25 protein-coding genes and 1 riboswitch are annotated in these 23,841 nt (G+C 26.4%); of the genes, 4 read left to right on the forward strand and 21 right to left on the reverse strand.

The window, feature by feature from the left end; all coding sequences use genetic code 4:
* Positions 1-2 precede the first annotated feature (2 nt).
* Together SDAV_RS06985 and parE are read right to left on the reverse strand one after the other, a co-directional pair.
* The gene (locus SDAV_RS06985; RefSeq protein ID WP_114565028.1) at positions 3-908 is read right to left on the reverse strand and encodes a hypothetical protein; all 906 of its coding nucleotides are present in this window, start codon (positions 906-908) and stop codon (positions 3-5) included.
* 11 nt (positions 909-919) lie between these two features.
* On the reverse strand, positions 920-2,857 hold the full coding sequence (gene parE / locus SDAV_RS06990) for a DNA topoisomerase IV subunit B (RefSeq protein ID WP_114565029.1): 1,938 nt from the start codon (positions 2,855-2,857) through the stop codon (positions 920-922).
* Positions 2,858-2,992: 135 nt separating this feature from the next.
* Between parE and SDAV_RS06995 the strand changes: the two genes are divergently transcribed.
* On the forward strand, positions 2,993-3,784 hold the full coding sequence (locus SDAV_RS06995) for a glycerol-3-phosphate acyltransferase (RefSeq protein ID WP_114565030.1): 792 nt from the start codon (positions 2,993-2,995) through the stop codon (positions 3,782-3,784).
* 667 nt (positions 3,785-4,451) lie between these two features.
* Here the strand turns inward: SDAV_RS06995 and SDAV_RS07000 are convergent.
* The 6 genes from SDAV_RS07000 to SDAV_RS07025 all read right to left on the reverse strand — a co-directional run bounded on the left by SDAV_RS07000 (position 4,452) and on the right by SDAV_RS07025 (position 9,051).
* The gene (locus tag SDAV_RS07000) at positions 4,452-5,174 is read right to left on the reverse strand and encodes a hypothetical protein (protein ID WP_114565031.1); all 723 of its coding nucleotides are present in this window, start codon (positions 5,172-5,174) and stop codon (positions 4,452-4,454) included.
* A gap of 8 nt (positions 5,175-5,182) precedes the next feature.
* A complete protein-coding gene (locus tag SDAV_RS07005; RefSeq protein WP_151202515.1) occupies positions 5,183-5,506 on the reverse strand; it encodes a hypothetical protein in 324 nt (107 codons plus the stop codon).
* A 103-nt stretch (positions 5,507-5,609) separates the two neighbouring features.
* A complete protein-coding gene (locus SDAV_RS07010; protein WP_114565033.1) occupies positions 5,610-6,434 on the reverse strand; it encodes a Pr6Pr family membrane protein in 825 nt (274 codons plus the stop codon).
* A gap of 57 nt (positions 6,435-6,491) precedes the next feature.
* Entirely contained in the window at positions 6,492-7,172 is a 681-nt protein-coding gene (gene mtnN, locus SDAV_RS07015) for a 5'-methylthioadenosine/S-adenosylhomocysteine nucleosidase (protein WP_114565034.1), read from the reverse strand.
* Positions 7,173-7,176: 4 nt separating this feature from the next.
* Positions 7,177-8,274 carry a nicotinate-nucleotide adenylyltransferase gene (locus SDAV_RS07020; protein WP_114565035.1) on the reverse strand — a complete coding sequence of 366 codons (1,098 nt, stop codon included), beginning with the start codon at positions 8,272-8,274 and terminating at the stop codon, positions 7,177-7,179.
* A gap of 240 nt (positions 8,275-8,514) precedes the next feature.
* Positions 8,515-9,051 (reverse strand): hypothetical protein, encoded by a 537-nt coding sequence (locus SDAV_RS07025; RefSeq protein ID WP_245938322.1) that lies wholly within the window; start codon positions 9,049-9,051, stop codon positions 8,515-8,517.
* 86 nt (positions 9,052-9,137) lie between these two features.
* Positions 9,138-9,236, forward strand: a riboswitch (TPP riboswitch).
* A gap of 79 nt (positions 9,237-9,315) precedes the next feature.
* Here SDAV_RS07025 and SDAV_RS07030 point away from each other — a divergent pair.
* Positions 9,316-10,341: an energy-coupled thiamine transporter ThiT gene (locus SDAV_RS07030; RefSeq protein ID WP_114565036.1), complete on the forward strand. Its 1,026-nt coding sequence runs from the start codon at positions 9,316-9,318 to the stop codon at positions 10,339-10,341.
* A 40-nt stretch (positions 10,342-10,381) separates the two neighbouring features.
* On the opposite strand, the gene tkt is transcribed toward SDAV_RS07030, so the two are convergent.
* Positions 10,382-12,346: a transketolase gene (tkt, locus tag SDAV_RS07035; RefSeq protein ID WP_114565037.1), complete on the reverse strand. Its 1,965-nt coding sequence runs from the start codon at positions 12,344-12,346 to the stop codon at positions 10,382-10,384.
* Positions 12,347-12,672: 326 nt separating this feature from the next.
* Here tkt and SDAV_RS07040 point away from each other — a divergent pair, with 326 nt between their 5' ends.
* Positions 12,673-13,896 carry a hypothetical protein gene (locus SDAV_RS07040; RefSeq protein ID WP_114565038.1) on the forward strand — a complete coding sequence of 408 codons (1,224 nt, stop codon included), beginning with the start codon at positions 12,673-12,675 and terminating at the stop codon, positions 13,894-13,896.
* A gap of 503 nt (positions 13,897-14,399) precedes the next feature.
* On the opposite strand, the gene SDAV_RS07045 is transcribed toward SDAV_RS07040, so the two are convergent.
* The 6 genes from SDAV_RS07045 to SDAV_RS12080 form a co-directional block, all read right to left on the reverse strand.
* A complete protein-coding gene (locus SDAV_RS07045; RefSeq protein WP_222611538.1) occupies positions 14,400-14,825 on the reverse strand; it encodes a DDE-type integrase/transposase/recombinase in 426 nt (141 codons plus the stop codon).
* Between the two features lie 31 nt (positions 14,826-14,856).
* Positions 14,857-15,039, reverse strand: a complete 183-nt coding sequence (locus SDAV_RS12665) for a DUF3688 family protein (protein ID WP_222611539.1) — start codon at positions 15,037-15,039, stop codon at positions 14,857-14,859.
* Positions 15,040-15,066: 27 nt separating this feature from the next.
* Entirely contained in the window at positions 15,067-15,309 is a 243-nt protein-coding gene (locus SDAV_RS12670) for a spiroplasma phage ORF1-like family protein (protein WP_222611540.1), read from the reverse strand.
* An 8-nt stretch (positions 15,310-15,317) separates the two neighbouring features.
* Positions 15,318-15,533 (reverse strand): hypothetical protein, encoded by a 216-nt coding sequence (locus tag SDAV_RS07055; RefSeq protein WP_114565039.1) that lies wholly within the window; start codon positions 15,531-15,533, stop codon positions 15,318-15,320.
* 60 nt (positions 15,534-15,593) lie between these two features.
* Positions 15,594-15,830 carry a hypothetical protein gene (locus tag SDAV_RS07060; protein ID WP_114565040.1) on the reverse strand — a complete coding sequence of 79 codons (237 nt, stop codon included), beginning with the start codon at positions 15,828-15,830 and terminating at the stop codon, positions 15,594-15,596.
* 202 nt (positions 15,831-16,032) lie between these two features.
* Positions 16,033-16,149 carry a lipoprotein gene (locus SDAV_RS12080; RefSeq protein ID WP_245938585.1) on the reverse strand — a complete coding sequence of 39 codons (117 nt, stop codon included), beginning with the start codon at positions 16,147-16,149 and terminating at the stop codon, positions 16,033-16,035.
* A 386-nt stretch (positions 16,150-16,535) separates the two neighbouring features.
* Here SDAV_RS12080 and SDAV_RS07065 point away from each other — a divergent pair, with 386 nt between their 5' ends.
* Positions 16,536-17,354 (forward strand): DDE-type integrase/transposase/recombinase, encoded by an 819-nt coding sequence (locus tag SDAV_RS07065; RefSeq protein WP_114565041.1) that lies wholly within the window; start codon positions 16,536-16,538, stop codon positions 17,352-17,354.
* Positions 17,355-17,393: 39 nt separating this feature from the next.
* Here SDAV_RS07065 and SDAV_RS07070 read toward each other — a convergent pair whose 3' ends face one another.
* The 6 genes from SDAV_RS07070 to xseA form a co-directional block, all read right to left on the reverse strand.
* Positions 17,394-18,515: a hypothetical protein gene (locus tag SDAV_RS07070; RefSeq protein ID WP_151202516.1), complete on the reverse strand. Its 1,122-nt coding sequence runs from the start codon at positions 18,513-18,515 to the stop codon at positions 17,394-17,396.
* Between the two features lie 82 nt (positions 18,516-18,597).
* Positions 18,598-19,692 carry an aminopeptidase P family protein gene (locus SDAV_RS07075; RefSeq protein ID WP_114565043.1) on the reverse strand — a complete coding sequence of 365 codons (1,095 nt, stop codon included), beginning with the start codon at positions 19,690-19,692 and terminating at the stop codon, positions 18,598-18,600.
* A gap of 66 nt (positions 19,693-19,758) precedes the next feature.
* Complete coding sequence (locus tag SDAV_RS07080) at positions 19,759-21,537, reverse strand: 1-deoxy-D-xylulose-5-phosphate synthase (protein WP_114565044.1); 1,779 nt, start codon at positions 21,535-21,537, stop codon at positions 19,759-19,761.
* 13 nt (positions 21,538-21,550) lie between these two features.
* Positions 21,551-22,225 carry a hypothetical protein gene (locus tag SDAV_RS07085; RefSeq protein WP_114565045.1) on the reverse strand — a complete coding sequence of 225 codons (675 nt, stop codon included), beginning with the start codon at positions 22,223-22,225 and terminating at the stop codon, positions 21,551-21,553.
* 6 nt (positions 22,226-22,231) lie between these two features.
* Positions 22,232-22,453, reverse strand: a complete 222-nt coding sequence (xseB, locus tag SDAV_RS07090) for an exodeoxyribonuclease VII small subunit (protein WP_114565046.1) — start codon at positions 22,451-22,453, stop codon at positions 22,232-22,234.
* Complete coding sequence (xseA, locus tag SDAV_RS07095; protein ID WP_114565590.1) at positions 22,443-23,735, reverse strand: exodeoxyribonuclease VII large subunit; 1,293 nt, start codon at positions 23,733-23,735, stop codon at positions 22,443-22,445. Before xseA ends, xseB begins: the two co-directional genes overlap by 11 nt.
* Between the last annotated feature and the right edge of the window lie 106 nt (positions 23,736-23,841).

The following is a 23,841-nucleotide window of genomic DNA, read 5'->3' on the forward strand; positions in this document are numbered from 1 at the left end:
TTTTAAATTCCTCTCTGTAAATCAACTTTCATCATTTCATTCTTGATTATAAACTTTTTATAATCAATTTGATAAAATAACTTTTGCCCTAATTTTGTTAATATTCAATAATCCTTATTTTTATCATAAGTAAAGAGTTGCTGTTGATGAGTTAATAATAAGAATGTCCGGAAATATGCTAAGATTCGGTCATTAAGATTATTACAAATTTCCATTAACTGTAACAACTCTGCTAAAATATTTGTTTTGATTATAAATTCTTGTTGATAATAAATTGTTGTTGCTGATTTAATCATATATTTACCCATTTTAGATAACCAATCAATTTCACATTGATAAAATAAGGTTCCTTCAATTAATAATAATTTATAAATTGTTAAATTTAATGTATTTAATTGTTGATTAATTTTTAGTTGTAAATTGTTAGGTTTAATTAATGTTCTTTTTTTAATATTAATTCCCATATTAATTTTTTGCCAAGCAAATAAAATTATTAATATATTATAATTATAATAGTCTAATTCAAATGCAACAATTTTATCGTTAAAAAAATGAATGCCTTCTTTTGTTAACAAGTACAAGTTACTACTTGGTTCTAATTGATAAAGCGGTGTTACTTGTTGCATAATTTTTTTTCAAAAAACTTCTTTTTCCTTAGTTTGTTGCGCTGCTAATAGTAAACTTTCATAACATCAATTTAATGCTATTTCATCTGCTATCGCAAGTTCAATCGTTGTTGCAATTGTATTTTCACTATCTTCACTGCCATTACTTGTTCAAACTTCTAATGTCAATCTTGTTTTTGTTTTTTTTATTTTAATAAGTCATAACTGAAAATTTTGATATTGACTAATAGTTAGATTGGTTTGATTTAGGGTATTAATTAATTTTTTGATTGCTTGTAACATTGTTGTCCTACTTAATTAATGATTGCTTGAAAATCATCTTCTAAAGTAAATTTAACATTTTCATCAATTCAATCTTTTCGTTTTTTAGAATCATCTCCCATTAAGGTGACAATCCGTCTTTCAGCCATAACAGCATCATCAATTGTTACTAAAATTAGCTGACGAGTTTGGGGATCCATTGTTGTTTCTCATAATTGTTCTGCGTTCATTTCCCCTAGCCCTTTATAACGCTGTAATTCAAATTTACCATGAAATTGACTTAATTTATTTTTTAATTCTGTTTCATCTCATGCGTATTCAATATGTTTATTTTTGGTGCTAGTAATTTTAAATAAAGGTGGTAAAGCAAGATAAACCCGATGATTTTCAATTAATGGTCGCATATAACGATAAAAAAATGTTAGCAATAAAGTTTGAATATGCGCACCATCCGTATCCGCATCAGTCATAATAATTACTTTGCCATAATTGGCATCATTAATATCAAAGCCATTTCCGACTCCAGTCCCAATGGCATTAATCATTACATTAATTTCTTCATTATTCATTAAATCTTGAATTTTTGCTTTTTCAGCATTAATCACTTTCCCGCGTAACGGTAAAATTGCTTGAAAACGACGATCACGCCCTAACTTGGCACTTCCCCCCGCCGAATCTCCTTCAACTAAAAAAATCTCATTATTAAATTTATTTCGATTTTGAGCTGGGGTTAATTTTCCGGTTAATAAGCGATCACTATTACCACGTTTTTTGCTATTACGAGCTGCTTCGCGTGCTTTCCGAGCCTCTTCACGAACATTACGAGCTAATAATGCTTTTTCAATAATAGTATAAGCATTTGCCTTATTTTCTGTTAATCAAAATCCAAATTGCTTTGCTACAATTGTTTCAACAACAAGTCGTGCTTCATAAGTTCCTAATTTTCCTTTCGTTTGACCTTCATACTGAATTAAATTTTCAGGAATTTTTACTGAAACGATGGCTGTTAATCCTTCCCGTGTATCAACCGAATCAAGATTCTTATCTTTTTCTTTTAATAAACCTTCTTTGCGAGCATAATCATTAATTACTTTTGTTAATCCTGTTCGGAATCCAGCAACATGACTGCCACCTTCACTTGTTTTAACATTATTGGCAAAACTAAGTAAATTTTCATTAAATTCAGTTGAATATTGTAACGCTATTTCAACTTCAATTTGTTTTTCTATCCCTTTTAACATAATAATTGGAGTAATACTTTTTTTACCTTCATTCATATAAGTGATGAATTCTTCCAAACCATTATTAAATAAATATGATACTTTTTTATCAGTGCGTTGGTCAGTCAATGTCAACTTAACCCCACTATTTAAAAATGCTGATTCACGAATTCGTTCTGAAATTGTGGAAAAAGAAAAATCAATTACTTTAAAAATCTTATGATCAGGTAAAAAAGTAACTGTTGTTCCTGTTTTTGTTGTTGTACCAATTTTTGTTAACGGTTCTTTAACTTGCCCACCATTCGCAAATTTAATACTTCAAACTTTGTGGTCACGATAAATTGTGACATCAAAAGTTGACGATAAAGCATTAACAACAGAAGAACCAACACCATGTAATCCTCCTGATGTTTTATAACCATCACCACCAAATTTTCCCCCAGCATGTAAAACTGAAAAAATTACTTCTGGCGTTGATTTACCAGATGAATGAATTCCGGTTGGAACACCACGACCATTATCTGCCACCATAATCGCATTATTTTTATAAATAATAATATCAATTTCATTACAATAACCAGCTAATGCCTCATCAATTGAATTATCAATAATTTCTCAAACTAAATGATGTAATCCACGAACATCAGTTGAACCAATATACATTCCTGGACGTTTTCGAACCGCATCTAGTCCTTCTAAAATCTGAATTGATGATTCATCATACTTTAATGTTTTATCTTCAATACTCATATTTTCTATCATTCCTTTTAAATATAATTTTCACTATTAATATCTTATATTATAATGCTTTTATTTACAATTATTTACTAAATTATTTCTAATTGCTATATAATTGCTATATAATAGTAAAAGAGAGGTGAAGCAATGACATTATATGGATATTTAGGGGCAGCTATTACGGCAATAATTGGTTACTTAATTGGTTCTTTTAGTTGATCAATCTTTATTAGTAAAAAAATTTATAAAATTGATGTGCGAGATTATCATTCTAAAAATGCCGGAGCCACAAACACTAGTCGTGTTTTAGGAAAAAAATGAGGTTTTGCCATTATGTTTTTAGATATGCTAAAAGTTACTATTACAATGTTTATTGCCTTTGGTATTAGTTGTATTAATATTAATGGGGTTAATTTTGGTTCAACTAGTTATTATATTCCAACTTTTTTTGTTTTAATTGGTCATTCTTATCCAATTTATTATAAATTTAAAGGAGGTAAAACAGTTTCATCTTTTTTAGGGTTATTATGAATGACTAACCCATATTATTTTTTAATTGCTACAGTTGTTTGATGAAGCACAATTTTTATTTGAAAACGAGTTTCTGTTTCTTCAATTTTAGCAGCATTTTTTACAGGAGCATTATGTTGAATCCCACAATTAAGTGGAATTGATGTTATTAACTTTAATGGTGATTTACTTCAATATTCTCATCTTGTTTGAGTGAATTACTTACATTATGTTAATTATGACAATTACTATGATAGTTTAGCTTTAATTAATATTATTATTACTTTAAGTGCTATTTTCTTAATCTTAAAGCATCATCAAAATATTGTTTTTTTATTAAAAGGAACAGAAAAACCTTATGATTTTAAAGGGAAATCTGATTTAGAAAATGGTAATCTTCCAAAATATAATCAAATCAAAAAACATTAATGAATTATCCATAGTTTTAATTACTTAATAATTCTAATTGAAAAATGCTTTCATTATAAAAAAAATGAAAGCATTTTTCAATTTTAAAATTTTTATTTATTAACAAAAAAATAACTAACCTTAAACTCTATTACTTAAACTCTATTATTTGTAAAAATGAAAATTCATCATTAACACTGTTACATTCACTCTCATTTAGTAAAGGAAAGAAACTATATCCAAAATTATTAAATCCAAAAATTAATTTATAAATTAGGTTAGTTTTATTACCAAATTTTGGTCAAAACAATTCTATAACAAAAGATTTCTCCTTTTTAATTAAATTAATTTTATATCGTATCTTGCCATAGTTGTAGATGTAATATTGAAAATTATTTTTTCTTGAACCTAATGTATTTTGAAAAAATATAAAAATATGTTCAAAAAATATAGACAAATCTGTTATTTCTGATTTTTGGTCTCAATTAAAACCACTAATATTTTTAAGTAGAGAATCAAATTCCGCTTGTTGAATATTAAAAACAAGTCTCCTATTCTCCTTATAAGTTTCTAATTCATAATATTTTAAAAAATCTATTATCCCTTCTACAAACTCTTGTAACTGTTGAACAAACTCATCTTTTGCGATTATAACTTTAGATTATAACTTTAATTGGTGTTTTTAATGTTACTGCTTTTCAATCATAAAATTTCTGTCAATGAACAACCTATATATGTTTGCTTTCAGATAATAATCATTATTGTGATTCTCAAGATTAGTTCTTTTTTTATAAAATTTTAAAAATTTTTCTGGTGTTAATTTCATTGGGTTATATCCCTCGCCAGCTCATGCTCATATTGCCGTTGACCTATCAAATGCAGTACGCTTGCGTAATGAAACAAATCTATCGTAATTAAACAAAACGAAAGAAGAAAATAGAATTCCTTCTTCTCTTAGCTTTTGTCTAATACATTTTGAAACTAACTGACTTCCTAAGTCGTCCCTCTGCAACATAATAATATTTTGTTCCAGATTAACAATAATTTTATACTCTTGTTTTTTAAACAATTCATCAATAAAAATAAGAAAATAATCTAAAAGGCTTTCTTGAATATTACTTAAGACATCTAAATTATTAGAAATAACTACTTCATTATCAATTATACCATTATTATATAATTTTTTAAACTTTACTTCATAGGGAATCGTAACCTTAAGCATGATTCCTAATATTGCTTGTGGAGTACGTTTTATTAACTTTGTTATCTTATCAAAATTAATATCATATAACCTAAACAAAATATTATTATCATCTAACAACAACAATGGCATTGTATCACCATAATAATTGGAATATTTATTGCGTAACATCTGATTTAAATTAGCAAACTCTACTTGAAAACCAGTCAATAACTGCTCTACAAAAAGATAGTTCTTAATTTTTCTTCTCGTGTTAAACTTAAACTATTTTCCGTTTTTTCTACTGCTGTCACTAAATCTGTAAAAAATGGTATTTGATCCGGATAATCATTAATATCAACTGTTGCATTTGTATCCCACCACGCTTTGAAAGTTTGCTTTGCTTCGTCTTTAATCTGATTTCAAATTTCAAGATCTTTATTAGTATTTACTTCTTCATCATAAATGATATGCTTTGGTCTTGTTTTACAAATAGTCACCCCAAACGCACTACCACTGCCTAACACAAAAGCACTAAAAATGGTTAATAACCGTTTCATCAATATGCCACCTTCTTCCAATAATATACTTATTACTTATTATTATATTGAATAAAAAAAAGCACAGAAGTACTTTTAACAACTTAATTGATGAGTAAAATATTTATTAAAAATTTTTTGCTTGTTGATAACGTTTTGTAACTTTTACCATACTAAAATGATATAAGCCTCCAAAAGCAGCAATAATCCCTGAAATTAAAATAATAGCAATTATAAATCAAACAATACCAGGTAGACCTTGTACTTTTGGATTTGTAATTTGTAAAAAGAAATATTGATATGCAATCTTTAGATGCATTCCACTATATTCACATAATATTCCTTTAATAACTCCATAAACACCATATAAAATTGGATAAATAAAATATCACCCTAATTTTTGTCGATAAAATTGTTTTGTTGAAACTAATGGTGACTGCTTAGCAAAGATAACAATATAAATAATTGTTAATACTGGTACAATAGCATGCAGAATAATTTGCTCTGTTCACTGTAGAGGCCCTCACATTAAATCTTTATTTTTTAAGATTGCTGGTAATAATACGAAATTGTAAATTAAACAAGTAACGGTAATATACACAACAACTGATAATGAGAAATATGTTTTTAATGGTTTAATAATTCCTTCTTGCCGATGGCAAATAATTGCAATTACAAATCAAATTAATACTAAAAAATTTGATTGTGTTGTAAAAAATGAAATTCATCATATTGTGTAACCAGCATAATTTCAATGACTAATTGCGCCTGTTTGATCATAAACAGCTCATAAATATGTTACTTGGTTATTACTGTCCGTCACAATCATTTTGTCTAAATGCAGTAAATTAGTTAAATAATTAGTTAGTAATCCAAATAAAGCAACTAATGCAATAATTATTTTGAATCAAAACCGTCAGTCACGACAATAATATTTGATAAAGTTTTGCATTTAATCCCTCTTTCTATTTGATAACATTGTTTAAATCATATCTTAATTTTTAATTTTTTATTCTTGATTATTAAATAATTCTGCTGAAATTAATTCACAAATTAAAATTCCTGCCTGTGATAAATTTTGTTTAAATTGTATTGTTGAACTTTTCTTATTTGCTTGTAAATAATCTGTAACAATTTTAATACTAACAATTGGAATCTGATAATTTAAAGCAACTTGAAAAAAAGTACAACCTTCCATATCAACCACATCAATCTTATTTTTAAATTTAGTTTTAATATGCTCAAAATATTCTATTTTATCAATAAAAATATCACTACTGCCTAAAACTGCTGTTTGAATGTGTGGCATTTTTGTTGTAATTGTAGCTATTAATTTTTTATCACTATAATAACTAGGTAATTCGCCAGGGATTTGCCCCATTGCATAACCAAACTCTTGGGCATCAGCAAAAGTATAGTAAGCTTCCGTAATTGCTAAAACTGATAATGGTTTAAAATTTGGTTTTAAAGTCCCAACTGTTCCAAGATTATAAACTGTTTTAATTGCATAATCTTTAAGTAAGGTTGTTAAAGTCATAGCAGCATTAACTAAACCAATTTTGCTAATTGCGAATAATCAATTATCTTTTTGATATACTTCAATCTGGGTATATTTATCAACTATTTTTGGTTTTAAAACATTTAAAGTTGCTGCAAATTCCTCTTTCATTGCACTAATAATTAAATTCATAACGTTATTTATCCTCTTTTCACTGCTGATAAGTCAATTGTATATTTTTTCCTAAATGCTCAAGGTCTTGCTTCGCGACTGCTCGTTCAAATTGAACTATTAATAATTCTTGAAATGCCTTTACTAAATCTTTTTGGGCTAATATTCGATAATAATCAACTTTTAAATAATTTCGTTCATTACTAATTTTATCGGCAACAAAAATTAGCATTTCAAATAAAGTCATTTCTGGTCGACCAACAGTATGCCATTTAATTGCTGATAAAATATCTTCATCATTAAATAATAAATCATATTTTAAATGGCAATAACCAGTATAAGAATGCCAAGTAGCAATTGGCTCTGATAAAAACGTTGGTAAATATTTTGTTAGATATGCTTTTTGTTTTTGTTCTAATCATTGTTTTGTAATATCATGATAAGTCCCAGCAATTAAAGCTTTTTGCGGATTTAACTTATGAACTAATGCTAATTCCCGCGCTTTTTGGCCAACATTTAAACAATGTTGATAGCGTTCCTTATCCATATTTTGGCCTAGTCGTTCTGGCAAATATAATAAATTATTATTAATATAATTCGTAATATTTGGCAATTGTAATGCAATGTTTTTTCCTTCTCGTAACATTGTTGATGATAAATGTAAATTATTATGAAATGGAAGTAACATTGCTTGATATTGTTTTAAAATTGTTTGATCAATTGGTTCATTTCGTTGGAAAACAATAAAAGTTTGCATTCTTGCTAATTCATTAATATTGTTTCATTTATTTAATGATGCTAGTTGATCAGAACCAATCATAAAATAAAACTGATGATGAGGAAATTGTTGTTGCAATTTTAAAACAGTTTCATATGTTGTACTAGGCTTTGCATTTTCTAATTCAATTAAATTAATTTTAACATCCACTAAATCAGCGATTGCTAAATTAATAATTGCGACACGATCCGTAGGGGGAGATAATTTTCGTGTTTTAAAAGGATTCTGATTTGTTGGAATAATTCAAATTTCATCAATATCTGTTTTTGTTTTAACAAGATTAATCATTGCTAAATGGTCAGTATGAAATGGGTCAAAACTACCACCAAATAATGCTATCTTCATTTATTCTTCCTCCCAATCCAAAAATAACAGCAAATTCAAACAAAATAAAAATTATTCATCTTTATTTTTAATTCCTAATTCAACTAAAACATCTTCGACAGTATCACGCACAACTTCTTGAAATTGTTTAATAGATAATGTAATGGTAAAATTTTCTTTTTCACTTAAATAATTAGCAATTTTTTTGGTAAGTTTTGTTTAAAAGTATTAATTTCATTTTTATTACCAGTAATTGTAACTTTATTTTTTTTTTACCCCTTTTGGGAGATTCTCTTCTAATGGTTCACCATTATGGTCTAACTCTAACTTATCATCATCACGATGAGAAATTTTAATGCGATCCATAATATATGCCATTCGATCATTAAAATTCCGTTCTTTAATTTGATTTAGCATTTGTTGAAATTCATTTGGTTGAACTTTTGAACTATCACGTAATTTTTTTAATTGTTCTAAACGTTCTAAAAAATTTTCATGTTCATTAACATTATATTCTTCTTTGTATTTATTAATTTGATGACGTGCATTTTGAACAAGGCTATGAATATTATTAACATTCTCTTGGTTCGATGGTTTGATGTGTTGTTCAGTATTTCTAATTTCAGAATTTTCTGATTTATTTAACATCACTTGTGTTGATTGTGGGACTTTAAAGTCAATTGTTTCATCACTAAAATTAACCCCACTAAATGCTTCAATTTCATCATCAAAAGCACTAGCTGTTTCTAAATTTACTATTTTTTGTTCAGTTTTTTTTCGTCTTCATCATTTAAACATATCTTTGCCTCTAATTCCATATACATTATTATATAATAAATTATTAAAATTTCTTGAAGTTTTTTCCAACAATGTTAAGATAATATTGTAATTGACAGAGGTAACTTATAAAACATAAGTTTGAGAAATACTCTTGGAACCTGATCTAGTTAACACTAGCGTAGGGAGTTCAAATTCGTTATTTATTTAATTTAATAAATTTAATTTGATGCTCACTTTCACAGAAGTTAATTACAAAATTATTTGTGTAAGGAGATTTTTTATATGGTTACACCCCCATCTTTTAAGGTTAAGTTAAACCAACAAAACATTATTTTATGATACAATAAAGCAACAATTTTTATTGTCATAAGTTTATACCTTGGTATTTTAATAACGGTTAGTATTTTACCACTATCAAGATTAAGTAAACTATTTCATTTAAATAATGACCAATATTTTAAAAATATATGAGTTTTTTGTTTAATGACTTGTGGACTTGGTTTAATATTTAGTATCATATCTGCAATAAGTGTTTGATTAACAAATTATGAAGAATATATTAATTATAAGTTTCAGTTTATTATTTTAAATATTATTAGTTTGAATATTCTTAATTTAATTAGTAATATTATAATTTATAGTTATGAAATAAAGGTTAGTGATTTATTATTTACTAATACTATGAAACGAAAACGATTTTTAATTAATTTAGGAATTTGAAAATGAAAAACATTTGATATTGTTATTATTGCGATGTTTGTAGCAGTAACCTTAGCTTTAGCATATTTAGAAACATTATTGCCTAACTTACCATATGGTGGTGGAATTGGTTTAAAATATCTTCCACTTATCGTTATTGCTTTTTTACACTCAGCAATCGCTGGTCTTATAACTGGGAGTATTAGTGCCCTGATGTCATTGCTATTTATTGCTTCAAATTTTATTGTTTCACCATGATCATATTTATTAGATTATTTTGTTCCAATTATTATTCCAACAATTGCAGGTTTTATGCGTTTTAAAGTTAATAATGACAAAAAATATATTACTTATGTTAATTATATTATTATTTGTTTTAGTATTATTACTCTTATTTACTTGTCACAAGTATTAGTTGGTGTTTTAATTTGAACAACTTTATTCCCTGATTCAGTTTGACCAGGTTATAGTAATTGATTATATGCCATTGTTTATAACTTTATTCATAGTTTTCTTTTTACATATCCAATTATTCAAATTGTTGTTCCTTTTATTTTACGTAGTTTAGCTCCCATTTTTTGACAACGTTATTTAAAATATGATAGTTAAATAAACAAGAGAACAATAAAAAAAAATGCAATTATCATTTTTATGATGATTGCATTTTTTTATTAATAGCATTAAAAATGTTTTCTACATTAAAACCAAAATATTCTAATACATCTTTAAATGGTCCTGATTGTCCAAAAGTGTTAATTCCAAAATTTAAACCATTAGAAGTATAACGTTCTCAACCAAAGGTTGCTCCTAATTCAATTGACGCAATTAAAGCTGTTGGTTCTAACAATTTTTGTTTATAAGCAGCAGCATCTTGCTGCTCAAATAATTCTCAACAAGGCATTGATACTACTTTTACTTTAATTTTTTTATCATGTTCTAATTTGTTTGCAACAGCAATCGCCATGCTAACTTCACTACCAGTTGCTAACAATACAACATCATTATTATCTTCTTGTCCATAAACTTGATAAGCTCCTTTTTTCACTGCCTCAACATTTGAATGTTCTAATTCTGGTAAATCTTGTCGTGTAATTAAAATAACACTTGGAGTATGTTTTGACTGTAAAGCGATATGATAAGCTCCTAATGTTTCATTAAAATCAGCTGGACGAAAAACATTTAAGTTTGGCTGACTACGTAACATTGCTAATTGTTCAATTGCTTGGTGCGTTGGACCATCTTCACCAACAGCAATTGAATCATGCGATAAAATATAAATAGCTGGAATTTCCATTAATGAACTTAAACGAATAGCTGGCTTCATATAATCAGCAAAAACAAAAAAACCACTTGCAAAAGGAATTAATCCACGGTGTAAACAAATTCCATTATTAATGGCTGCCATTGCAAATTCACGCACTCCATAAGCTAAATTACGGCCTAATCGATTTTCATGACTATAAACACCATCAGTTCCCTTTGCTTTTGTACTACCACTTAAATCAGCACTACCACCAATTAAAGCTGGAATAATATTAGAAAGACGGTCAAGGATTGCCCCACTACTAATTCGTGTTGCTTGTGGCTTAATTGGTTTTAAATCACGAAAATCTTGTGGATTAAAATTAAAATTACCATAAAGGGCATCATCAAGTTCTTTAGCTAAAGTAGAATTTTCTTTGCAAAGACCTTGATACATTTCTAATCATTCCTGATATTTTTTAATTCCTCGTTGTTTAACATTGATTTCAAAATCCTTATAAACTTCACTAGAAACTTCAAATGGTTTATAATCTCATTTTAACATTTTACGAACTGTTTCAATATCACTTCCTAACGGCGCCCCATGTACTGCTGGTGTACCTTGTTTTGTTGCCCCATCACCAATTATTGTTTTTACTTCGATTAATGTTGGTTTATCACTTTTTTTTGCTTTTATAATAGCTTGATCAATTGCTTCAATATCATTACCATCTTTGACAAAAAGATAATTTCAATTTGCTGCTTTAAAACGATCAGCAATGTTTTCACTTTGTGCAACATTAACCATATTATCTAATTGAACATCATTAGAATCAAATAATACAATTAATTTATTTAGTTTTCAATGTCCTGCTAAAGATATTGCTTCTTGTGTAACTCCTTCTTGTAAATCACCATCACCACATAAAACATAAGTATAATGATCATAAAGATTATATTTATTGTTATTGTATCTTGCTGCTAAATGCGTTTCTGCTAACGCTAAACCAACTGCTTCTGCAAGTCCTTGGCCAAGAGGACCCGTTGTCACATCCACTCCGGGCGTTAAATGTGATTCCGGATGACCAGGCGTAATTGAATTAACTTGACGAAAATTTCGTAAATCATCAATATTAAGATCAAATCCTGATAAATGCAATAACGAATATAATAAAGCACTACCATGTCCTGCTGCTAAAACAAAACGATCACGATTTGTTCATTTATCCACTTGTGGGTTAACAACTAAGTGTCTTGTGAATAAAGTATATGCCATTGGAGCAGCACCAAGAACAATTCCTGGATGGCCTGAATTTGCTTTATTAATTGCTTCAATTCCCAACATTTTGATTGTATCAATTGATTTTTTCATTTTATTTATCTCCTTTTTATACACTAATAAATTAATACTCATAATATCATTGTACAACGAATTAAAAGAAAGAACTTAATAATTTGAAAAATATTCCATTAATTCTTACTTTTTTTGGATTATTCATTTATAATTAATGAAGTTGAAATGAAAAAATTAATAGAAAAAGAGTGGTACCTTGAATGGTTAAATATTTATTTAAAAGTCGTGATAACGTCCTCTAATTTTTTAAAAAAGTAAGTTAAAAAAAGAAAAGTTTTTTTAAACCCTACACTAAAAAGCAATAATATTATAAATACCATAAAGCAAAGGATGTGATAATAAAAATGACAAATAAATTACGAAATTGAAAAATAATAATAATTATTCAGGGAATCTTGATGGGAGCACTATTTTCATTTATTCCATTTGCAATTTTTGATAAATTTGGTTTAACAAAAATTTGATTCTTCTTATTAGTTCCCACTTCAATGTTCTTTTTTACCCCATTATGGGCTAAAGTTAAAAAGAAAAAGAGTAATACCTTTATCCTTCAAATTAATAGTTTTTTTGTTTTTATTTTTCTCTCGTTATTAATGACTGTTAATTTTTTTGATAATAATTTAATTATTTATTTTTATCCCTTACTGCTTTTTTGTACAGGAATGTTTGTTGCTGGAATGGTTCCCTTTTCAATCGAAATTATCCGTAGTTATACCCGTGAACATCAGTTAAAAACAAACCCTAGTCTTTATTTTATTTTAGGAAGTGTTGTTACAATTATAATTCCTTTTTTAATACAATACTTTTTAACAGAATTAACAGCTAAAATTTCCTTACAAGGATATTTTAGTCTATTGGCATTAATTAACTTTAGTTTAATTTTTTTCAACCATGATATTCAAACAGAAGAAATTACTTTTAAAATTAATCCTAATAGTTGAAAAGTACTTCAAAAAAACAAACAATTTTGAAGTTATTTATATTCATCAAGTTTTTTATACAGTATTAATGAAGTATTTGGTTACATTCTTCCTATTTTAATTTTTAATAACACCGCAATTATGATTATATTGATAGGTAGTTTATATGTTATTCGAAAAATAAGTTATTTATTTGGATATTTACTAAAAATAAACAATAATAATATTAAACACCAAATTATTTGTAATACAATTATTGCTATAATTGCGATTGCATTATTATTAGGATTAACAATTGCATTCTTCCCCTTTCAAACCCAATTATCGCATATTTTATATTTAACAATTGGTTTAGGTGGAAGTCAAATCTTAATAGGATGTTGTCTTGGGCATTTAAGTCGTATTCAAAAAAATAATATAATTAATTTAGTTGGAACTGAGCATTTTACCTTAGGTCTAATGATTGAACATGTCTTCGGGCATGCTATCTTTAGTTTATTGTTAGGCATTATTATTATTCCAGTAATAATTACTTTTTCTACAAATATATTAACTTATATAATTATTTATAGTATTATCATTGGAATGTTATTTTTAAGTTTTATTTTTATTTTTAATAAACTACCAGTAAAAAGAATAGGGTCTTAGGTTTTAATATATAAATTATAAGAAATAAGAAAAGATATCTTATATAAGATATCTTTTTAATGTTAAGGAAAAAGAAATTTATTAAAAAATACTCTTGTTTTTTTCTTAAAAAAAGTTATAAATGAAATAAGCAGTTGCATTATGTAAAAATTCAAAAAAGAAATGAAAAATAAGTATTAAAATATGAAAAAAATTGTAGTATACCACACACATTTTAAAGATTACAAGAAAATAAAAAAAATATTTATTTATAATTATAAAAATATCATAAAATAAATAAATAAAAAATATAAAATTAAACAAACTAAAAATTAGTTTAAATACAAAAACTTAATAATTTAAAATTATTTAATTAAACTATTCAAAAAGTTAAATGGTGTCTGAAAATTTAAAGACTTATGCACTCTTTCAAAATTATAAAAATAATAATAATCATTTAATTTGTTCTGTAAACTAAATGCATTTAATATTTTTGCTTCAAATACAAATAATTTAGTATAATTTTAATGATATCTTTCAATCTTACCGTTTGACTGTGGAGAGCGAACCGGTGTTGTTTGATGCAAAATATTTTTATCTGTTAAAAATTGAGTAAAATTAGTTTTTTTAACACTAATTTTTTGATTATTCCGATAACTATTAATAAATTCAGAACCGTTATCAGTTCTAATCCGTATTATTCTAATACCAAATATATTTTTAATATCACTAATTGCTTTTTTAACAGCATCAATAGCATTATCAGTACTTAATTTATCATAAATATATCCTAATACTAATCTTGTTTTTTCATCAATAAAATCATAAACATAATACTTTTTATCAACTGGAAATTTACTTGGTACAAAATATTTAGCATCCATCTGTAATAAACCTATTTCTTCAACTTTATATCTTGATTGAAAATTAATAACTAATAAATATATCACCCAGTACCTCGTGGAATGTATTTATTAGTTATTAATTTTCAATTATCTTGTTTCAACTTAACTCTTGGATAACGATTATCTTTATAACGGTCAACATTCTCCACATTTTTTTAGATACATAATACATCTTATATTTTACTGCAAAAGCATAAATAAAATCAGTTAAATCATCCAAAAAATTCTCCTTTTTAACATTATAAAATTTATCAACCATATATCGACTTTTTAAACTATGTCATCGTTAATAATAATGCAAAAATACTTCATTAGGTTTATCATAAACAACTCCCGTAGAATAACTATCTTGTAAAAAATCCAAATACCATTTATCATTAAACGATAATTTTTTTGATGTTTTTAAAGTTGGATTAATAAAATAATTTGTTTCCGATCAATTTTCAAAAAAACTACTACGTAAAAACATTGTATTAATAAAATCAGTTTCATTAAGACCTTTATCAGTACTATTTATAATGCTCTCCATTTAACGGTCTAAAATAAAGACGGTAAATTACAATATGGAACAACTTTAGAAAATAATTTAATATTAAGGCGATTTAATTCTGTACGAATAATATTTCAAACAGCATCAGGCACATTTGCTACATCATTAAAATCACTATTGTGTCTATCAACCATACTATAATTTTGTTTAGCAAAAAAGAATATCAATAAAGTAACAAAATAATCTTTAAGATCTGCTTGCATATGTTTTACAGCTACTAAGTCATTACTTACAACAATTAAACCACTAATTGAATCACGAACTTACAACTCTTTAAATTTAACTTTATACATAATATTAAATTTAACTGTTAGTGCTAATACATTTTTAGAAGAAAGTGGTATAAATTTTGCTAAGTTATCAAAATTAATATTTGTTAAGTTAAAAGAACTATCATTTTCAGATAATACCAATGGTTTTGAGGTATGATAATAATTTGAATATTTGATTGCTAATGAATGATTAAAATTATTAAATTCATTAATAAACTCAGTAAACAATCGCGCCAGAAAACGCCACTCTTGAACTTCTTCGCCAAGTAAAGTTAATTCTTTTTTTTCTTTTAATATTGAAACTAATGCATTAAATGATGTTTCTTGTCCACGAACAGCATTAATATCAATCGTTGTATGTTCTTCTCATCAACTATTAAAATGTTGTTTTGCTTACCTTTTTATATCATTGATATGGTCAAGGTCTCTATTAATATCCTAGTTTATTTTTATTATCTTCTTTTATCCGTGGCCTACAACTAACCACCCCAAACACACTACCACTGCCTAACACAAAAGCACTAAAAATGGTTAATAACCGTTTCATCAATATGCCACCTTCTTCTAATAAGATACTTATTACTTATTATTATATTGAATAAAAAAAGCACATTCATACCCTTAACAAATTATTTGCAAGATAAATTCTATCTTGCAAATAAAAGAGATTAAGAAATCATATTATTAAAATGTAATGCTATTTTCATATAAAAAATGTTTCTCCTAACATTATAATTTAGTAATAAACAATAACAATTATTATTTATCTTTTGGTTAAGAAAAACATTATCAATTATTTTTAAAACAATATTTAATTTCGGTTAAACCAACGACCAAGTAATGCATCACCGTTTCGTTTACGACGACGAGCAATTAATCATGGAATTGAAATTACTAGTGTTAAAATAATTAATAAAATAATAAAAATTACTAATGAACAAACAAAATACTTTTCAATTACTCTATTTATGTGAGACTATTGGAATTACACGGTCAAATTATTATCGTTATTTACAAGCAAAAACTTCATTAATAAAAGCCGATGAAGGAATTATTACCCTTATTCAAAATGAAAAACTCAATAACAAATTTCTTAATTCCCATGGAATAAGAAGATGAAAAATTTATCTATTTAAGAAATTCAATCTCGTTATTAACAAAAAACGTCTTCAACGAATCTTTAAGGAACATAGAATTATCCCTTTCTACTGAAAAAATCGTTCCCGTCATATTAAAAAATCATTAAGTCAAACAAACAAAAATAATTTACTAAAATGTAAATTTAACCAATTGAAACCAAATCAAGTATTAAGGACTGATGTAGCTGTCATTAAAAATAATCATACTGAAAAATCCAATTTAATTTCATTCATTGATTTAGCAACAAGAAAAGTAATTGCTTATACAATGTCAGATTCAATGACAACTTCAGTATTAATAAAAACTTTATTAAAATCAATAGCAACAGTTTCAAATAAAAAAGATCTGAAGAAATTAATAATTCATTCAGATCAAGACTCAATTTATACTGCTACAGAATACATTGAATTCTGTAGAAAATATAAATTTAAAATAAGTTACTCAGCAATAAATACTCCAGCTGATAATGCTGTGCAAGAAAGTTTCCAAGCTAGATTAAAGTGTGAAACCTTCTATAACAATTATAATACGCAAAATAAAATAAAATACATAATTATTATTAAAAAATATATTGAATTTTATAATACAACTACGGTATCATTAAATAAATAAAATTTTGTCCTATTTAATGGGCACACTCCCTAATAAAAATTATTTTCTCATAAGAGATTTAATTGTTCCATCTACTGTTGATTTTAAAGTTAATTCATAAATTATAGTATCATTTTGCTGATGAGGAAAAACTAATATAATTTCATATTCAATTCTATTATCTATAATTCGATCACCAACTTGATAAATAGATTTTATTTCAAGGGAATTATTTTGTTCATTATCGGTATAATCATAATTATTTAGATTAAAACCAACCTTCTCACGAAATGTTTGATTTTCTATTATTGTTGGGTCATCAAATTTTAGCGAAAAAGTATTAATTTCTTCATTATTTTGTTCTTTATCTTCAATTTTATCTTGTTCTAATTCAGTTTGAATTTTTTTTCGATCAAAAATTGCACTTAATGAAAGTTTCTTTTCATTTTTTGATTCAGATAACATTTCTGTTGACAAAAATTGTTGCGTTGGAAAATTATTAACAAAATTTTCATCACGTTTTGGCATAATATACTCTGTAGGATTAACTAAACTCTTTGGGCGTTCAATACCACTAGTTATTTGTTCTAATTCATCTTGATTAATAATGTTTGAATTTTGATGCCGTGATGTTTGCTTTGCTTGAATAAGTTTTAAATCTTGGCTTTGATAATCAACTGGATTATCGTTCATTTTAGTCAAAGTTGGAGCAACTGGTTTTGGCGTAATTATTCCAGTAATTTTTTTTAATGTCTTAACATCTTTATGCAATTTAATTAAATATTCTTGAATTTGATTCATATTTGTTTTTAAATCACCTAAGAGTTGCCCATCATTATTACCTGATGAACTTTCTGATTTTAATGTTGGTATTTTTTGTTTTAATAAAAACACTAAAATACTAATAAAAAAACCTAAAACACAAACTGGAATCATTACTACTAAGAAAAAATAACCAATTTGATATAAAAGAATAACATTTGCGGCAAAAACTTCGCCAGCAGCATTTTTAATTTGCATTGTAAAAATAAAATTAAAACCATATTGTATGATAAAAAACACGTATGGAAAATTTTGAACACCTTTTTCAACACCAAAACCACTAGTACCAACTAATCCTAATTGATGATTATTCGAAAGAATATAATAAATTTCTTTACCGGCAATAATAATTAGTAACAATGATAAGAATAGAAACAAAAGCATGAAAATAAAAAATATAAGAATAAAAATTTGTGTTTTTGTTAATTTTGTTTTCATTAGCTTAAATTAAAATTAATTCACGTTTTGCTTCTGTTAAAAGATGAAATCCATTTTCGGTGACTAAAATATCATCTTCAATTCGAACACCACCTAAATCAGGAATATAAATTCCTGGCTCAACAGTAATAACCATTCCTGGTTCTAATAAGACATCGCAAAATGGTGATACGCGAGGAAATTCATGGATTTCAATCCCAACCCCATGCCCTGTTGAATGTGTAAAATATTCGCCATAACCTTTACTTATGATATAATCACGACAAATTTTATCAATCATTGCTGTTGTAACGCCCGGTTTAATTGCATGAATTCCTAAACTTTGTGCTTCATAAACAACATCATAAATTTCTAACATTTTATATGATGGTGTTCCTAACCCAATTGTTCGTGTTGTATCAGAACAATAACCATCATAAATACAACCAAAATCAATTGTAATTAATTCATTATTCGCAATTTTTTTAGCAGTTGCACGTCCATGTGGCAATGCTCCTCGTCATCCAGAAGCGACAATTGTATCAAAACTAGGTTTATCAGCACCAGCTTCAACAAAACTATTAATAATAATTTGTTCAACTTGGCGTTCTGTCATTCCAACTTTAATTTTGTTAATAACATTATTAATTGCAATATCACCAATTGCACATGCTTGCTTTAAAGCTTCAATCTCAGAATTTGTTTTAATTGCTCGTAATTTTGAGAAATCAACTGGTTTTAAAGTAACGGATGATAAATTTGGTGTTAAATTTTGATAAGTCAAATATGTTAAGTAATCACTTTCAAAAGCTAAAGTTTTGACCTTGTTTTTAACCAAATCACTTTGCAACATTCCAAAAAAGCCACCAGGATGATTGGTTGTCATTTCAATAACATTTGTAACATTTTTTGCTTCCTTCTTACCAGCAGTAATATATCGCCCATCTAAATACAAGATTGATTCAGTTTTTGTGAATAACAAATAACCTTCGGAAGAAGCAAATTCAGATAATCAAAAACGGTTAACGGTTGAATGAAATAAAATCCCATCAACTTGATATTTTTCTAAATAGTGCTCTAATTTTGCTTTTTTATCTAATTTTACTTTAACATATTCCATTAACATTATTCTCCTTTTCTTCTCTATAAATTTAACTCTTATTTTTTCATAATACAAGGATATTTCTTAATTAATTAAGTTTCTTAAAATTTCTTCAAGATTATTTATCTCTTTTTTAATTAAACCATTTTCATAACCATAATGTGAAATTGTTGCATTATGATTAATTAATAAATCAATAATCTTCGCATATAAACCAGTTTCTTTGATAACTTCTTCAAAAATAATAATTTGTTGATATTTTTCCATGTTAATTTGTTTTATCATTTCTCTATCAACTGGATTAATAAAGCGAGCATTAATAACATTAATTTTTTTTGTTTCTAATTTTGTGATAACTGTTTTTGCTTTAATTACATTATTCCCATATGTGATTAATAAAATTCGCGCTTTAGGATTTTTAATAACATATTCTCACTGTCCAACTGAGAATGCTACTGACAAAACTTGCTGCGTAATTCCCCCTTTTGGATAACGAATAAAAAAAGGATCTTTTTTATTAATTAAAGCTAACTTTAATAACTGATCAAACTCACCACTAGTTGCTGGTTGACTAATAATTGGTAAATCACCCATACTATTTAAAAACCCAATATCATAAATTCCATGGTGACTATCCCCATCTGCAAGTGCTAAACTAGCTCGGTCAATTAAAAAAACAACTGGCAAATGATTACGAACAACATCATGTAAAACTTGATCATAAGTTCGTTGTAAAAAACTAGCATACATATTCACAATTACTTTTTGATGATCTAAAGCAAAACCAGCAGCTAAGGTCACAGCGTGTTCCTCTGCTAAACCAACATCCAAACAATATTGCGGATTTTGAAGCATAAATTCTTCTAAATGAACTGAAGCTTGCATTGCAGCAGAAATAAAATAAAATTTTTCTGATGCTGTTTGAAATACTTTTTCCAACGTTTTTGCAACATAATAACTTCATTCATTATGTTTATTATCAGTTAAACTATAAGAATGATATTTCTCTTCTTCTGCTTGGGTTAACCCATAACCATAACCTTTTTTTGTTTTAAGGTGCAGAACAACACTTGCATTTCGTTTTTTTGCTTGACGAAGACTTTTTGCTAATTTACGAAAATTATGGCCATCCACTGTCCCAATATAATCTAAATTAAAACCAGCAAATAACCATGGAATTGCAAAACTACGAATAATTTTTTCAACTAATAGGTGGCCTAATCATAATAATGTTAATGGGGGAATATAACGTAAAACTTTTGCAACTTTACTAGCACTACGATATAGTCATCCAGTTCGAACTTTACTAACTGTTGTATGTAAAATATTAACATTTTTAGAAATACTCATTCCATTATCATTTAAAATAACAATAATTTTATTGGAAATTGTTCCTAAATAAGTTAAAGCTTCTAAAGTTAAACCATTAGTAAATGCTGCATCCCCGATCACACAAATAATATTATTATATTTTTGATTATAACTATAAGCAATTGCTGTAGATAAACCAGTTCCCGCATGGCCATTAGAAAGATGATCATATTTACTTTCGTTAATATGTTGAAAAGCCGCTAAGCCATCAGGTAAGCGAATCGTTGAAAAATGTGCTTTACGATCAGTTAAAATTTTATAAGCATAAGTTTGATGACCAGTATCAAAAATAATCAAATCATTATTGTCAATGTCAAAAGTTTTTAATAAACTAATTGTTAATTCAACTGCCCCTAAATTACTAGCTAAATGTCCCCCATTTTTGGTAACTGTTTCAATAATAATACGACGAACATCCGCTGCTAATTCAATTAAAGCTTTTGTTTTTAAATTTTTTAAATCAGTATGATGCTGATAATCTTGTAATTTCATCTTTTAACCCCACTTAATACTTTTGTAAAAAATAATTAATTTGTTGAACAAAATTATTGAAATATAATGGTGTAATTTTTCCAATCAAATAATGACAGTAAGCTGTTACATCTAATTTTATTTTATAAATTTCAACATTACTACTATCCTTTAATAACTTTCTCATTACTGTTAAATTAATTAAAAAAACAAGATAATAACCATAATTAAAATATAATTCATGATTTGGAAGGTTAACAAAAGGTTGATAAAAAACATTAGCAATAAAATTATAAAGTAAATTAAAATTATAATACATCTTAATTTTTGAATTTATAATGTCATTATTTGCAAAAATTATTTCCTCATAATTATCATCTAGGTAATTAACAAAAATTTTGCTTTTTAATTCCTTAATTACTTTTAAAATTTGTTCTTGTTCACGTTTTACACCGGTATGACGAATATATTGCATATGATAATAAATTAAAACTAATTTAATTAAAATAATACTATCAAAATATTCTTGCTCATCTAAATTATTTAATCGTAATAAATAAACAAAATTTTTAATTAAAATATCTTTTTCATCAAAAGTTTTAAAATCTTTTAAAATCACCCGACTTAATTTTAACTCATGCAATTTTTTTCAAATTTTAATATTATTTTTTTTAACTCAGCCACTACGTTCAAAAATTTGCCCTGCCATAATAAATTATTCTTCATCAACTTTAAAATCAGTTGGGTTATTATCCTTAACAATTTTAGTGACTTTATCTTTAATATCTTGTAATTTAGTTTCCGCTAATTTTGTTAATTTAATGCCCGTTTCAAAAGCATCAATTGCTTGATCTAATGGCAATTGATTATTTTCTAAATAATTAACAATTTGCTTTAATTGTTCTAAAATTTGTTCAAATGATTTATTATTTGTCATTTTTTTCACCATCCTTATTAATTGCTTGTACAATTGATTGAATAATTCCATCTTGCACACGTGTCATTATTATATCATTATTCTGAACATCATTGGTTGCTGATATCACATTTTTATTTTCATTGTAAGTAATACTATAACCACGAGTTAATGTTTTTAAAGGACTTAATAAGTCTAATTTACTTATTAAATTATTTTTATTATGTTCAATTGTTAAAATTTGTTGTTGAATTGTTCATACTAATTTTTGATAATAATTTTGAATCATATTTTTATTTGCTATAAAGAATGTTTCTTGTAAAACATTAAACTGCTTTAATAATAATTGATAAGAATGCTCAGATTGTGTATATAATGCTTGGGGGTTTGTTAAAACATAACTATTTTTTAATTCGCTTAGTTTATCTTGCATCTTATCAACTTTGCCTTTAATAAGATTAATTAAATGACGGCTTTGTTGTTGCAAATAATTAACTAATTCTTTCTTATCAGGTGTTGCTAATTCAGCCGCCGCCGTTGGTGTCGGTGCTTGTAAATCACTAACAAAATCAGCTAAAGTAAAATCAATTTCATGACCAACAGCTGAAATAACTGGGATAGTTGCTTGATAAATTGCTTCAACAACTTCAAGTTCATTAAAAGCTCATAAATCTTCAATGCTGCCCCCACCACGACCAACAATTAATGTATCAAGCTGCGGAGTAAATGCCTGTGCTGCCTTAATTTTTGCTCGAATATCATGTTTTGCGTCACTTCCTTGCACTAAACTTGGAAATAAATAAATGTTTGCTTGGGGAAAACGGCGATGAATTGTAGTAATAATATCACGAATCGCAGCACCAGTTGGAGCTGTTATTACACCAATATTATTTGGAAAACGTGGAATTGGTTTTTTTAAAGATTGATCAAACCAACCTTTTTTACTTAATTCTTGTTTTAAGGCTTCATATTTTAAAAACAAAGTACCAACACCTTGTAAAGATAAAGTAACTACTTGTAAACTATATGTTCCTTGCGGCTCATATACTTTAATAGAACCTGTTGCAATAATTTTTAAACCTTCTTTTAATTTAAATTGTAAGTTTTTTGCATTAAACGAAAACATAATTGCCCGAATTTGGGCTTTTTCATCTTTGATTGTAAAATAAACATGTCCTGAAGAGTGATTTGTAATATTAGAAATTTCTCCTTGTAGAGAAATATTAATTAAATTTGGTTCTTGTTCAATTATTGTTTTTAAAAAATAATTAATTTCACTAACTGTATAAATATTTTTACTCATTTTCCCCTCCATTATTAATATCTTCCAATTAATAATATCATTGAAACAATAAAATAATTAAAAAAGAAATGTTATTAAAGTAACAACATTTCTTTTTTTCAAAAGC

The sequence above is a fragment of the Spiroplasma phoeniceum P40 genome, from assembly GCF_003339775.1.
In the GTDB taxonomy this organism is placed as follows: Bacteria; Bacillota_I; Bacilli_A; order Mycoplasmatales; family Mycoplasmataceae; genus Spiroplasma; species Spiroplasma phoeniceum.